Annotated in this window: 13 protein-coding genes; 1 reads left to right on the top strand and 12 read right to left on the bottom strand. The window is 42.0% G+C overall.

Features of this window, described 5'->3' with window-relative positions; all coding sequences use genetic code 11:
* Positions 1 to 73 precede the first annotated feature (73 nt).
* The 9 genes from HFA01_RS11090 to HFA01_RS11050 form a co-directional block, all read right to left on the bottom strand.
* Positions 74 to 1,414 (bottom strand): DUF2252 domain-containing protein, encoded by a 1,341-nt coding sequence (locus HFA01_RS11090; RefSeq protein ID WP_146816215.1) that lies wholly within the window; start codon positions 1,412 to 1,414, stop codon positions 74 to 76.
* Positions 1,415 to 1,474: 60 nt separating this feature from the next.
* Positions 1,475 to 1,687, bottom strand: a complete 213-nt coding sequence (locus tag HFA01_RS11085) for a cold-shock protein (protein WP_146816213.1) — start codon at positions 1,685 to 1,687, stop codon at positions 1,475 to 1,477.
* A 76-nt stretch (positions 1,688 to 1,763) separates the two neighbouring features.
* Positions 1,764 to 1,964: a cold-shock protein gene (locus HFA01_RS11080; protein WP_027954344.1), complete on the bottom strand. Its 201-nt coding sequence runs from the start codon at positions 1,962 to 1,964 to the stop codon at positions 1,764 to 1,766.
* A 251-nt stretch (positions 1,965 to 2,215) separates the two neighbouring features.
* Entirely contained in the window at positions 2,216 to 2,713 is a 498-nt protein-coding gene (locus HFA01_RS11075) for a superoxide dismutase family protein (RefSeq protein WP_146816211.1), read from the bottom strand.
* A gap of 160 nt (positions 2,714 to 2,873) precedes the next feature.
* Positions 2,874 to 6,461 (bottom strand): dynamin family protein, encoded by a 3,588-nt coding sequence (locus tag HFA01_RS11070; RefSeq protein WP_167506227.1) that lies wholly within the window; start codon positions 6,459 to 6,461, stop codon positions 2,874 to 2,876.
* A gap of 75 nt (positions 6,462 to 6,536) precedes the next feature.
* Positions 6,537 to 7,586 (bottom strand): C45 family autoproteolytic acyltransferase/hydrolase, encoded by a 1,050-nt coding sequence (locus HFA01_RS11065; RefSeq protein ID WP_146816207.1) that lies wholly within the window; start codon positions 7,584 to 7,586, stop codon positions 6,537 to 6,539.
* Positions 7,583 to 8,407: an alpha/beta hydrolase gene (locus HFA01_RS11060; RefSeq protein WP_146816205.1), complete on the bottom strand. Its 825-nt coding sequence runs from the start codon at positions 8,405 to 8,407 to the stop codon at positions 7,583 to 7,585. The genes HFA01_RS11065 and HFA01_RS11060 overlap by 4 nt, the downstream gene beginning before the upstream one ends.
* Positions 8,404 to 9,285 carry a gamma-glutamylcyclotransferase family protein gene (locus HFA01_RS11055; RefSeq protein WP_167506226.1) on the bottom strand — a complete coding sequence of 294 codons (882 nt, stop codon included), beginning with the start codon at positions 9,283 to 9,285 and terminating at the stop codon, positions 8,404 to 8,406. Before HFA01_RS11055 ends, HFA01_RS11060 begins: the two co-directional genes overlap by 4 nt.
* Before the next feature lies 1 nt (position 9,286).
* Positions 9,287 to 10,261 (bottom strand): P1 family peptidase, encoded by a 975-nt coding sequence (locus HFA01_RS11050; protein WP_146816200.1) that lies wholly within the window; start codon positions 10,259 to 10,261, stop codon positions 9,287 to 9,289.
* Positions 10,262 to 10,335: 74 nt separating this feature from the next.
* Between HFA01_RS11050 and HFA01_RS11045 the strand changes: the two genes are divergently transcribed.
* Positions 10,336 to 10,611 carry an acylphosphatase gene (locus HFA01_RS11045; protein ID WP_146816198.1) on the top strand — a complete coding sequence of 92 codons (276 nt, stop codon included), beginning with the start codon at positions 10,336 to 10,338 and terminating at the stop codon, positions 10,609 to 10,611.
* A gap of 34 nt (positions 10,612 to 10,645) precedes the next feature.
* Here HFA01_RS11045 and HFA01_RS11040 read toward each other — a convergent pair whose 3' ends face one another.
* From HFA01_RS11040 to HFA01_RS11030, 3 genes are all read right to left on the bottom strand, one after another.
* On the bottom strand, positions 10,646 to 11,386 hold the full coding sequence (locus HFA01_RS11040; RefSeq protein WP_146816195.1) for an SDR family oxidoreductase: 741 nt from the start codon (positions 11,384 to 11,386) through the stop codon (positions 10,646 to 10,648).
* A gap of 276 nt (positions 11,387 to 11,662) precedes the next feature.
* The gene (locus HFA01_RS11035) at positions 11,663 to 11,902 is read right to left on the bottom strand and encodes a ferredoxin family protein (RefSeq protein ID WP_089652514.1); all 240 of its coding nucleotides are present in this window, start codon (positions 11,900 to 11,902) and stop codon (positions 11,663 to 11,665) included.
* A gap of 172 nt (positions 11,903 to 12,074) precedes the next feature.
* Entirely contained in the window at positions 12,075 to 12,623 is a 549-nt protein-coding gene (locus HFA01_RS11030; RefSeq protein WP_146816193.1) for a histidine phosphatase family protein, read from the bottom strand.
* Positions 12,624 to 12,672 lie beyond the last annotated feature (49 nt).

Here is a 12,672-nt window from a genome sequence, read left to right as displayed (position 1 = left end):
CCTCCAGTACTCTCGTTTCTATAACATAGAAATTATATCATTCTTAAGCGTTGTATGATAGCCACCTGAAATATTAAAAATATCCACGCTCTTTACCCCACTCTACAAACAATTCATAATCTTCATATACCTTTCTTTCATAATGAGCTGCCCATAAACTGAGTTGTTGCCGGAACCTCTTTTTCTCCGTCCCGATCGCTTCCATAATGCTGTCCTCACTATGATAGCCGAGCACTCCCTCATCGATGTCCACATCCGCCCTGGCGTGGATTTTCGCACTCACTTTCGCCATAATCTTTACCGTCTGTTTAACAGACTTCAGATCATGTAAATGCTTTTCCTTCACATCTCTAGAAAAAGGCGAGCGTTCTCTAACGTAAAAATCTTTTCCTTCCATCGTGAAATATCCGAGAAACGGTTCAGAAAGGTGGTGCATCGCCTGCTGTGTATGAATGACTCTTCTTCCCTGGTGTTTATGATCATTCCAGAATGCTTCATCATAAGGAAAGAAGTAAGCAGGGATAGGCGTACGTGCCTCTTTCGCTTCAAGGATAATGTCATCCTCATGATTTTCATCACATTGACCTTCAATAAGAATGTAGTATCTTTTCAAACCTGTCGAACCGATCCCCGCTCCTGTCTTTTTGACGACATCTTTGATCCGGTAATAGTCCTTCGACTTCCTTTTCTTTGTGTCCAGAGAATGATAATAATCCTCCCATGCTTTTTCAAGCCGTTGTTTTTCGTGTTTAGGAACAGAAGACAGCTTGTCCTTCCCAAGATCGAAAGACCGAATGGAATCGTGATTAATGATGGTCTGTTTTTCCAGTTCGTGTGACAAACTTCTCTTTTCTGCTTTATTTATTGCCTTTTTGACAGGACCTTTCGTGGCCTCTTTGGTAAATTGGACAGTCTCCGGGCTTAATTCCCGTTCGTGGTATGCTTTTATTTGTTTTACGTACGTTTTCAAGTAACGATGAACCATCTCATTCTTAGACTCATCATCATACGAAAGTGATTGCATCATTAAACGGATACTAACAACCATGCGTAAGACGTCGTATAGATATGATCCAAGGTATCCTTCATCAAAGTCGTCCACATCGAAGACAATCTGTTTGTTTTCGTTTTGGAAGACACTGAAATTGTTGAAATGTAAATCCCCCATAATCCAAGTCGGTTTGTCACTGGCTGTATGAAAGGTAAAGGGAAGCTCTGTAGTATCATGAAAGAACAAGTAGGCACTTCCTCTAAAAAAGCTGTAAGGATCGGCACTCATTTTGTTATATTTCTTCTTTCGCTCCTTCTCGGTTAATGCCATTAAATCCCCATCAAATTTATCTAAAACAGTAGAAAGCGAATGTTTTCTCAAAAGCTGTTTGTTTTCCCGCATCTGCTTAATTTTATGATCCATTGTTTCCCCTCCCTTGGATATAAGAAAAAGCGATTGCCCTGGGAGCAACCGCTTGATTCATTAAGACTCTGATTTATAGTATAAACTATTGTTTTCTACAACTTGTAGCACTTTGTTTTCTTCTTCCATATCACTTCCGCACATTGGACACTTCTTGTTATTATTCGTTCTGAAGTTGTCTCTCATCCAACAGTTGCAGTCCTCAGATGTACATACCCAAATCTTTGTATCTTCTTCTTTAATCTCTGCTTGATTTTTCTTTCCGAAAGCCATCGGCGCAGCCCCCCCCTTTGGAATGTCATGATATAAAAGAGACTGACCTTCAAAAGCCAGTCTCTTTCTAATTTTATTATAGTTTCGTGACGTTTGCAGCTTGTGGTCCGCGATTTCCTTCTGTCACTTCAAACTCTACAGCTTGACCTTCCTCTAGAGACTTGAAGCCTTCTTCGTTGATCGCGCTGAAGTGTACAAATACATCATCTTCACCTTCAACCTCGATAAAACCAAAACCTTTTTCCGCGTTAAACCACTTCACTGTACCTGTTTTCATAGGGATGGATCCTCCAATGTTTCAAAAATTAATATGCGTTTTGCAATAAAGAAAAAATCACATATTATAAAAAGTACCAATAAGGATTGATCACTCTTTATAATAGGTGATTGGAAGTGCGAACTTCAGAATATTGGTAAATTTTATCCTTTTGTACACTATACTATGACTCACCGGTGAAGTCAAGCAGAGCGTGCTATTAACGTTACACGACTAGTATATACAGTGAAAAGGTGAATTATTCCTTTCCGTCAAGATCTTTCTATGATGGCACAAGCGATTCTCTTCCCTGCATTGCCGCTCGGTTGGGACTGATAGTCATCAGGTCCTTCATGGATGATCACCGATTTGCCGAGGATGTCCCGCACCTTAAAACGGTCAGTGAAAAAAATCATTCGTGCTCTTCCTTGGTTGGAGAACAACACAGGGAAGTCTCCCGCATGGTTCCCGTGCGGCTGATCATCTGGATTCCAGTGTCCCCCAGCAGAAGCAAACGGATCTTTGCCATCCCCGATTTCGCAAACTCCTTTTTCATGGATGTGAAACCCATGAGGGCCGATCTGCTTTCCGTTTTTTGTCTTCTTGAAATCAGGCAGTCCTTCCACCTGAACAAAGACTTCTACACCATACGGCATTTGGTAAAATTGGATGGTCCCTTTCAAGTTAGGAGCAAGGGGACTACTCAAAAATTTAGCTTGCGCTGTTTCAGAAGCATACGTTTGTCTGTAAGGGCCGTTTTGGATATACATGGAACAACACCCACCTTTCAGTCTATGCTTATGACACCCGCTTCCCCCTTAGACCAAGTCAGATTCCACAAAAGAACAACTCCCCCTTTCCGAGGAGGAGGAAGAAATCCTTAGAAAGGGGGGAGTGCTGATGTGTTACCTTATGTTTTGAATCCGTGAATTAGAACTTAGGAATTTGAGATAGAATCTCCTCAAGTTCCTGCGTGTTTTCTGGTCGTTCAAGGTGAGATTGAAGTTGAGTAAAATGATCCGATGCATCTTCCTTCCATATGTTCATACATTCCGCATACTTTCTCTGCCATAATTTTGTATAATGTTCGATAACCAGTGATTCTAGAGTTTCCAGTTGGACTTCCAGTTCCGGAGAAATGATAGATGACATAGAATCCCTCATCTCTTCTTTCTCATTTCTTTCAAAGAAAGCTTTAGGGTTTCTGAACAGCTTGAGCAGGCCTGCTTTTTCTTTTTCTCCAATATCAACCTTTCCACTTAAGATTGGAAGAGGATAGGTTCCTTCTTCGATTCTTGACAGTTGAAGAGTCGGGCGGATTTTGTATAAATCGCTTTCGATGCGCTCTTTCGTCTGACTCACTAACTGATCCAAGAACCGCTCCATACGTACACAAACCGCTTTGACTTCCTGAAGCATTTCAAAACTCAATTCATCGAGAAGCTCCTTCTGAGCAACTTTCAATGCTGCTTTTGTATCTCCCTGGTTTTGAATGGTCGCTGGGTTGAAATGACGCTTGAACAAATCGTTGAAATTCAGCATCATTCGTTCATGAACGAAGTGAACTTGTTTATCGGCTTTGTTATGAATGGCACTTTCTGTCCCCTGATCAAAGCTCTTCTCAAGGATTTCAGATGTGTGATGTTGTTCCTGTTTACTCTTTTCTATTTCTTCCTGACGCTCTTGTTCACTGAGCTGACTTGCAGCAATGAAGTTCTCAAGAACTTGCCTGATGCTCTTAATATCTTCATCAATCGCATGAATCATCATCTGCGCGAGATCTTCGTGAAGGAAAGAACGAAAGCTTTCTTCAAAAGCTTGCATCCCTGATTCCAGGTCCGTTCCCTCCATTTTTTCATCTAGAGCTTGTAAACTCGAAATAGAGAATAGTTTTGGGTGACGAATTTGGAATTCATTCAACTGTCCTCTCACATAGCTTTCCACCTGTTTCCGTTCCTCATCAGATGATGCCAAATCTGCTGCATTAACGAGGAAGAACATTTTATCCAGACTGAAACTATCTTTCACACGTCCTAATTGTTTTAGAAACGTTTGATCCGCATGTGAGAATGGGTGGTTATAATAGGTGACAAATAGGACGGCATCCGAATCCTTAATGTACTCAAAACTTACATCTGTATGCCTAGCGTTAACAGAATCTGCTCCAGGTGTATCAACGAGAGTGACTCCTGCATTTGTCCAGGGACAGTCATAGAAAAGTTCCATAGACTCGATAAAGCAGGATTTTTCTTCTTTAGATACATACAAAGAAAAATCATCCCAAGAAACATCGATGCGTTTTCCTAGATTCTGTTTCATGTTCGGATAACCATCTATAAAGGCTCGTAAGAAAGAATGTTGCTTATGACCAAGCACCTGCCAATCCTTTTCTTTCAGTTTTTTAGTTTTCGCGTGTACGCCTTCCAGTGTTGGTGCGCTGAGATGAAGGTCACCAAGGATCGAAGACAGATCTTCAAGCATCTCCGATTCCGTTTTTATATAAGCGTCTATCGTGCGGTCTGGTCTCTCAGCCGTAGATGGAGAAATTTTATTGATTGTAGCTGTGGTCGGATTGGGTGAAACAGGCAGTACAAGATCCCCAAGCAAAGCATTGGCAAAACTAGATTTCCCTGCACTGAATGCTCCGAATAAAGCGATTGTAAAGTGTCTGTCATCCAGACGGTTCCGTTTTTTCTTTAATTGGGAATAAAGCCGCTTCGTACCTTCTATAGATTGAATGTTTTTTAGTGTTTCATCTGCCCTTTGAAGCGCCTGTTCAATGGAAGATCCACTCCCTTGAGAAGAATCGGGACGAGAATCAAGCTCTTCTTCTTCAACGATCGAAGTCAAGGAAGGGATTTCATCAGCACTCCTGCAAACCACGTTCTCTTTCCGTTTCTCCCATGCATCCCTGATCCTTATCGTATTTTCTTTTGAGCTTTCTCCTTTTAGATATTCTTCGAGGTTGGAACGGTATTCTTTGATTTTTTCATTTAAGTCCTCTAATTGTTTATCTAATTCTTGTTTTTTTTCAGCCGCCTCAAAAACTTCTTTGTGGTTTTCTACCATTTCTTGTTGATTCGCTGCAATCGACTGAAGGAACAACTGCTTCCACTCCTGAATAAAGCGCCTTGTTTCCTTTTGGATATCTTTGGATAGATCATCTGTGTAGCGTAATACGTAAGATCCCGTAACAGATGCTCCACGTTCAACAAGAGCATATAACCGTTCCTTCGGATATTGGAAAGTCTCCTTTTGCACCTTTTCAAGAAGCCTCTCATCACTCACTGAATAATGTTCCATCAGCTGAATCATGCGTTCACGAAGGGGCCAGGACAGGTTTTTCTCCACAGATTCTCTCAGCTTTGTGTAAAACGCTTGTTCACGCGCCAACCGTTCCTCCTCTGTTTTCTTTTGCGTGAAAAGAAATCCTACCTTGAAGTCTGGCTGCACAGACTCTAAATAAGCCTCCGCATATTCCCGAAGCGCGCTCGGCATAAGGTAGGCGTTGGATATGAATTGACTGACCCTTTCCTGAAAGTCTGCTTCTGCTTTTTCGTGGAGAATTTGCTGATTTTCGAGCTCTGTGACATGGAAGGGACTTTGATCAATTTTTTTCTCCCATCCTTCTTTTTCTTCCCGAAGCTCTGCCATCTCGTCTTCAACGTGATCCGAATAATTCATCACCGCTTCTTCAGCCATCCACTCCAGTTGTGTTTCCGCATGTTTCTCAAGTTGGAATGTTGAAAAAAGAGAGTGGAAGTTTTCCTTTAGTGATTGAAGCTGGTTAAAAGGAAGGGAATAATTTCTTAAAGATGTAAAGTAGACTTCTTCCGGTTCAATGCCCCACTTTTCAAAAGCATTTCTTATCGACTTTTGATAAGCCTCAAAAGAAAGCTCTCTTTCTACGTGTTTATCGACCTGGTTGATGACTACTGAAAAAGGTGTCTGCCTCCTTTGCATTTCCAATAGAAACATAAGGTTCACTTCAGACTGTACATGGTTGTAGTCCATGACATAATACATGTAGTCCATTAAATGGAGTGAAGATTCAGTAATCAACCGATCAGCATCGTTCGTTGAGTCTACTCCAGGTGTATCGACGATCGATACATGGGAAGGCAAAGACTGTCCTGGTTGTGAGATTTCAAGTCCGGTAATTTTCTCTCCATCTTTACAAAGAGCTTTAATCGTTTCCAGGTCAATATCATCATCATATTGAACGACCGTCCCGTCCTGGAAATGTACTAGGGTATAGGGATCGCCTGTCTTCAACCGAACAATATTTGCACTAGTGGGGATCGGGCTTGAAGGGAGAAGGTCATTTTCCAATAACGTATTGATCAGTGTCGACTTACCAGCGGAAAAATGACCAGCAAAGCCGATAATCAATTCTTCATGGATCAACTTTTCATATAAATCCAATACCTTTTCTTTTTGTTCTTCATCCCCTTGATCTTTTAAAAAAGCGTATAAATTCTGAATTTTATCTATGTTTACATCTGTCAAATGGCTCATGTCTCGTCTCCTTTGCCGTACAATGTCCTCCCTCATTCTACTCATAAGAGCTGTGATTCCTCAAGGGGAAGTTATTTAAAACGAAGGGGGATCCATATAAGGAATGTCTACATCCGTGTCCAATTCTCCATAAATTTTATTTGGAAGAGTGGCTTTTTCATTCAACCAATCACGAAAAGAAATGGCACATGGTTCCGTATCTCCACCCAGTCCGAAATGGAGAGTTAATCGCTCAGGACTATAGCACGCTGTATGGATCGTACCCGTCCATTGTTTATACCCATGAGAAAAAATCGGTCCATAGGAATCATTCAATAAATGAAAAGCTTCTAATTCATCAAGTATATAAGCCTGGTGACTTTTCAGGTCATCTAATCTTTCTTGTGAATCCGACAAATGCCTGCGGTTTTCCTCGGGAATTTCTGTGAAGTGATTGGTACAAGCGATCCCCTCTTTTACAAAAACCCCGCGCGGAGAGCCTTCAATGACCTTTGATGTGCCTTCAAGATCAAATACGACATAGTTAAAGGAATGTCTATGAGGGAGTTTTTTCAATAGAAGAACCGCTTCGCTGGTCGTCTTGCATGTTTCTAAGACCATCCTTGTCAGCAGGCAACAAATGAAGCCGTCTTCCGGATGAATTCTGTTTACGAAATTATACCCGATACAAAGCCCATGTTCGTTCATGCCGTCTGTACGTCCGATGATGCGTTGAGAGGGTCCGATGCTTGCATACCCATCCTTGGGCTGAAACAAAATCAAACGCCCCTCATACGTTTTCGGATAATAATCGTAATTTCTTGCAAAGTATCCGTTTCCCGTCAAAATAGAGCAGCCTGAACCTTCCCAGTCCTGTTGATAGCCGCTGTATTCATGAATGACTTCATCCATCGACCATTGTAACCCTTCAGCAAGGCCTCTAAGCTCATCGAAGAGACCTTTGCAATAAAGATCCATTTGTTCTTTTACAACTTGAACATCCACATCATATCGAAGCCTGGATCGTTTCCGTCTTTGTTCATGATGTTTATATAAAAGCGTATGTCTTAAACGTTCTCCTTGTTCGTACCCGAAATCATCATGACGTCCTTGAAAAGCCATCAATTGAGAGTAGAAAGGTTTCATTTTTCCGCCCATTCCTTATGTAGCTGAGGATGATGAAGGATATGGTTGTGATCTGTTCCCTGAATGATGCAGACCGGAACATTCCATTGCTCTTTGGCATAACGTTTGAACTCTTCATGTAATAAAACTTCATCCTTACTCCCAACATAGATGGATATTCGATCCTTTACATCATTCAGCAATTCTGGAGGGATTTTTTCGAGAAACCTTGAAGCTAGAAGACGAAAACTCAAGGTTAGTTTTTCACTTTTATTAAATTCATCTGGAATTTCCGCAACTGTCCGATTATTGAATCGATGGATATTCATCTTATATAAAGTCATGAGAAGCATGACTCTTTTGTCAAAAACCGTATAATCCACATCGGTTCGGTCTGAGGATTGTTCGGTTGCATCCTCATGGTAGACAGGAAGAGTAGGGTGAAAAAAGGGAGCGATGAAAAGATACTCACTGGCAGCCGTCTTGTTTTTTTGAATGAGTCTCAATAAATTGGCACACCCCATCGAGTGACCGACCAGCGTCACTTTTTCATACCCTTTCTTTTCAATAAAATGGAGGAAATCAAACAGATCATCATCATATTGCCCGATATAGTCAATGTCACCTCTCTTAAGGCTCTGATCATACCCTCTCAACACTGGAAAATAAATATCCGCATCACGTGTACATTCATCTGCAAATCCTTCATGATGATGAAATTCAGCTGTAATACCATGTATGATAATAATGGCTTCTTTCGCTGATGCTCTTTCCTTAAGCACCGCATATTGCAAACGAGTAAAATCTCTGGCTATATAACTGGACCACTTGACTGCTGTCATTTCTTCCATCCCTTTCTCTCTAAATATGCTCTAAACTCGGGTATCTTCCATTCTTCCAAAAACTTATGTTCTATGGATTTCATATAACTTTCAGAGAGGTATTTCGATCCTCCGCGGTGAATTTCTTCTGCGTAATGAAAAGGAGGTGCAATTTCAGCTTTCTTTTCAATGACAGTGAACGAAAGAGCCTGGAAAGGAATCCCGTCGTCTCCAGTCACATGTATGATCGTTGGACGATAGACTTTTGCTTCCACCCCCTCCCTTAAGTATAAATACTCGCGAGCCTCTTTTCCGACTTCATAGACAACCCCCTCTACATAAGACCCAAAGTTTTCAGTGATATCGGCTCTCGAACCGTCTTTAAAATGAGTAGAAAAAGTGAGCCTGTAATCGCTGAGCTTCCCCACCCCTTTAATTGTAGTAAATAGGTGGTCTACTTCATGGGCACACAATCTGGAATTATCCATACATGACCCATAGGCAAAATAATGGAGACGCTCATTTTGGATATATCGATGGACTTTCCAATCGTTATTGTGAACCATTACACCTTGGGCTTTTCGCGGCCAATAGTAGACAAAGGCCTCCGTCACTCCATGAGGGGTGAAAACTTCACATACCTGTCGCACGAAATAAGGTTCTTCTGTTTCTTCAGAATAGCCTTCTAATTCATCCAACTCCATTAATAAAGACGATGGAATGTCATACAGTTCTCCATAGGTGACATCCTGTTCATCCTTCATAAGGAGGGGGTAATAAGAGTGGCCACTATATAACCTCCCTTTCACAAAAGACTGTTCAGACAGGCATGTCGCTTTTTTCATATAATGATGATTCTCAAGGTCCTTGCAGAGAGAACCGTAAACAAATACCTTCATTTCAGTGTTCCTCCCGCTGAATATCGTTAGCTGATAAAAAACTGTTTGTTGATTGTGCATGAGTCACTGCATTTTGGACTGCTCTTTCCACTGCTTTCACAGCCATGACTCCGAGACTGTTGTAGTCACAAGAGATTTTTCCTGATCCCATAAAAAATATCGTATCGCCATCAACGAATGTATGGGAGGGACGGATGGTACGAGAGAGTCCCGCATGCGACATGGCCGCCAGTTTGTTTGCTGCTGGTTTATCCACACTCGCATTCGTAACGACAGCCCCGATGGTCGTATTTCCACGAAAGCGATTGGTGTGACCTTCCATGATTTCACTCATCATCACGTCTTCACTATTTAAAAACTTTCCATTCCTCTGGAGACCAGCGATAATCCGGCCAGTCTCAGGTTCAATGACGTCCCCAAAACAATTAACCGCGACAACAGCTCCGACTTTCACGTCTCCGACCTGGATGGCATAGTGCCCCAATCCGCCTTTCATGCTGAAAGACGGTCCTTTCCCTTTTCCGATAGTCGCGCCTGCACCAGCGCCATAATTGCCTTGTTTCAAGTGGGAGTTTTGGAAAGCGTAAGAGGCAGCTTCATACCCCATGGCAGCATCCGGGCGCATCCCTCGGTCATTTTCCCTCAAATCAAATAAGATTGCCCCGGGGACGATCGGTACACGGGTCACCCCTGCATCAAATCCGATTCCTTTCTCTTCCAAATATCGCATCACTCCTGACCCGACTTCCAGTCCAAAAGCACTACCTCCAGATAAAAACAGCCCATGAATGTGCTGCACAAGATTTTCGGATTTTAACGCATCGGTCTCTCTTGTACCAGGCGCTCCACCACGGACATCCACGCCTGCCGTTGCGCCATCTTGACTTAGGATGACTGTACACCCTGTGTGATGATCTTCACTTTCTTTCTGACCAAAAAGGAAACCTTCAACTTTTGTTATGTCAATCTCTCTCATATAAGTTCACTCCTTTTAAGGTTTGCCGAATTCTATTTATGGGGAAACAAGAGGATAGATGAGGAGGTGGAAGAATGGAAAATAATCAAATAACTGTTCATGGCCGTGTTCAAGGGGTCGGATTCCGTGCTGCTACTAAACAAATCGCTGAACAAATCGGTGTTTCAGGATGGGTCAAAAACCAGCCCGATGGTACCGTTCTAATCGAAGCGGAAGGTGAGCATGGAAAGTTGCAGGAATTCATTAAAAAAATCGACGAGGGGCCGACACCATTTAGTAAAGTTGAAGCTCTTGACGTTAAAAATAAGAGTGAAATGAACAATTATAAAAAATTCAAAGTCGTACAATGAAGATGACCGCACCCCTGCGGTCATCTTTTTTCCTTTATTTTTGGTGCATCGGACGGACGATGACTTCATTTACATTCACATAAGAGGGCTGGGTCACAGCATAAGAGACCGCACGTGCAATGTCATCAGCTTCAAGCGGATCCATACTACGGTTCTTGAACATTTCAATGACATCTCCATCGGTAATATGGTCGGTAAGTTCTGTATCTACAGCACCAGGTGAAACGTTCGTCACCCGCACCCCAGATTTAGAAAGTTCTTTCTCCATACCCATCGAGAGAGCTTTCACAGCATATTTTGTCGCGCTGTAAACAGTACTGGATGGAAAGACTTCATGTCCTGCAACAGATGAAACATTGACAATATGACCGGACTCCTGTTCAATCATTGAGGGTAAGCTTGCATGGATCCCGTACAAAACTCCTTTAATATTGACATCAACCATCTGCTCCCATTCATCTACGTGGTCATTCTTTAAGAAGGAGAGTAACATGACCCCTGCATTATTAATGAAAACGTCCACAGTATTGAACGCTGATTTCGTTTCAGAAACTAGTCTCTCGACATCCTCTCTTTTGGTCACATCTGTTTCTACCACTTTCGCTTCTACGTTGTATTGTTCAGTAATTTCTTCTGCCAGTTCATTCAACTTCTCTGCTCGTCTAGCTGCGAGTACGACATTCGCACCTTCATTTGCTAAGTGATGGGCAATCGCTTTACCGATCCCACTACTTGCCCCTGTTATGATCGCTGTCTGATTTTTAAGTTTTGTCATGTTTTGTGTCCTCCCTTGTAATCATTCCTTTTCTATCTACCCTGCCTAATGAAAATTTATTCACGCATTAACCAACCGAAACAAAAATCTGCTTACTAATTCAGCTTGATAGAAGGATCTAAAATACTTAACTTCGAGACGTATTTGGAGTGAATGTGACTAGGAGGGGTTCTCGAAACTGGGTCTTCCACAGTTGGGAGCTATAGTGGAAGAAAGGGGAAAATAGGGGATGAAAAAGACCGTCTCTTTAGATAAGAGACGGTCTGGTTATGATACTTATTGTTCTTCAAAGAACTTACGGTTAATCTCGATGTATGGAGTTTCTTCTTCTGGTACCTCGTCCTCGATATAAATCGCTTCAACTGGACATACCGCTTCACACGCACCACAATCTATGCAAATCGCAGGGTCGATATAGAACATATCTTTCCCTTCTTCGATACAATCAACTGGGCACACATCCACGCATTCTCCAGCTTTCTCATCTTTACAAGGGGATGTGATTACAAATGCCATATCTATTTCTCCTCCTTTTATAAAATTTCGTGTGCTTATAAAATACTATTCACCCATAATGGCTAAGATAAACACCACAATATACTATAACGATTTTGATAAAAATTCGCAATTCCTGTAGTTGTTCGACCATTTTCGCATCAAACTGAAAAAAGAAATAGGAAGTAGGATCTTAGTCTTCCCAAATGCGTTCTACTGTATATTCTCCCCCTTGCTTTTGTACAAGAAAAACATCTGGACGGGAGAGACGCTTCCATTCATAAAAACCGATTTCACGGTTATATTTTTGTAGCAATAAGGCGAGCAGGTTCCCGTGAGTAACAAGGAGAACGTTTCCACAATCCTCATTTTCAAGTTGGTCAATCAGAGAAAGGACACGTTTTTTTGCTTCAGTGGAAGATTCTCCTCCGGTAAGTTTCAACTCTGGGTCGACGAACGTATCATGAAGGACTTCTTCCCAGTCATCCAATGGTTCACGGCTGAGGACACGCTCCTCTAAACGATCATCCATTTCGATGGTCACATTGTTTTTTCTGGCAAAAGGCTTAATCGTTTCAATCGCCCGTAAATAAGGGCTAGATATGATGCGGTCAATGCTGTGACCATATTTCTCTAAAAAAGTCGCGAGCATTTGAGCCTGCCTGATGCCCGTCTTTGTTAGCGGGGAATCTTCATGCTGACCTTCTGTTTCACTGTGACGCACTAAAAATAATTTCTCCATTGCTACCCATCCTCCCCTTTCCATCACTTATGTCCATTATGGCTGATGG

Origin of the sequence: Halobacillus faecis (assembly GCF_007991335.1) — a bacterium.
GTDB lineage: Bacteria > Bacillota > Bacilli > Bacillales > Halobacillaceae > Halobacillus > Halobacillus faecis.
The sequence above is the reverse complement of the archived record's forward strand: the minus strand, read 5'-3'. Positions and strand labels throughout refer to the sequence as shown.